We start from the raw sequence: 1,185 nt of genomic DNA on the forward strand, positions 1-1,185 counted from the left end.
GGCCCGCGCGGGCTGAAGCTGGCGGCCCGCTACGGGCAGGCGTGGGTGACCACCGGTGACCCCAAGGTGTCGAACGCGGGCGGCACCCCGGCCGAGTCGCGGGAGGCCATTCGCAGGCAGGTCGAGGGGCTGGCCAAGGCGTGCGCCGACCAGGGCCGGGACTTCGCCGAGCTCCACAAGATCATGCTGACCGGCTTCACCCCGGACCAGCCGCTGGACTCCGTGGATGCCTTCGTGGACTTCGCCGGGCGCCACGCCGAGCTGGGCATCGAGGAACTGGTCATCCACTGGCCGATCGCGGATTCGGTCTTCGCGGCCGACCCGGCGGTCTTCGAGCGGATTGCCACCGAGGGGCTGGCGCAGCTCGGCGCCTAGGCCGTGTCCGCAAAGTCCCGCCCCCCGGGCGAACGACGGGACTTTGTGGACACGCCCTAGCCACCCAGCCTCGACTTCAGGCCGTACATCCCGATTCACCCCGGTATCCCGGCCGGGGCTTTACCCGGTATATAGCCGGCAAGAGGGAGAATTGGGGCAGCGGTGCAGTGTGCGGGACCCGGCGCGCGGAGACGACTGCGTGACCGGGCCGGCGCACTGTGCGAAATGCGGTGCGTTGTGGAGGAGCCATGGCACAGACCCGATTCGCCCCGGACCGCGGGCTGACCTCGCGCATGGTCATGACGATGTTCTTCATCGGGCTGCTGTACGTCGTGGTCGTCAGCGCGCTGGTGGTACTGCTCAAGGGCGCCTGGGTGGTGGTGCTGCTGATCGCGGGGGGCATGTTCGTCGCACAGTTCTGGTTCAGCGACCGGATCGCGGCCTACAGCATGGGGGCGCACGAGGTCACGCCGGAACAGGCGCCCGAGCTGCACGGTGCCGTGGACCGGCTCTGTGCCCTGGCCGATATGCCCAAGCCGAGGGTCGCGATCGCCGAATCCGATGTACCGAATGCCTTCGCCACCGGCCGTAACCAGCAGAACTCCATGGTCTGCGCGACGACCGGGCTGCTCAGGCGGCTGGAGCCGGAGGAACTGGAGGGCGTGCTGGCCCACGAGCTGTCGCACGTCGCCCATCGCGATGTCGCGGTGATGACCATCGCGTCGTTCCTCGGGGTGCTGGCCGGCATCATCACCCGCGCTGCCCTGTGGAGCGGTGTCGGGCGCAACAACCGCGATCAGAATGCCGCCA

General features: G+C 69.1%; 1 protein-coding gene and 1 pseudogene. Both read left to right on the forward strand.

Annotated features, from left to right (window positions below; genetic code table 11):
- Nucleotides 1-375 (forward strand): annotated as a pseudogene (locus AB0I03_RS26880) (LLM class flavin-dependent oxidoreductase); the annotation flags it as partial.
- A gap of 248 nt (nt 376-623) precedes the next feature.
- On the forward strand, nt 624-1,185 hold a 562-nt coding region (locus AB0I03_RS26885), incomplete at its 3' end, for a M48 family metalloprotease (RefSeq protein WP_360417432.1).

Source organism: Glycomyces sp. NPDC021274, from assembly GCF_040641195.1.
Classification (GTDB): domain Bacteria; phylum Actinomycetota; class Actinomycetes; order Mycobacteriales; family Micromonosporaceae; genus Glycomyces.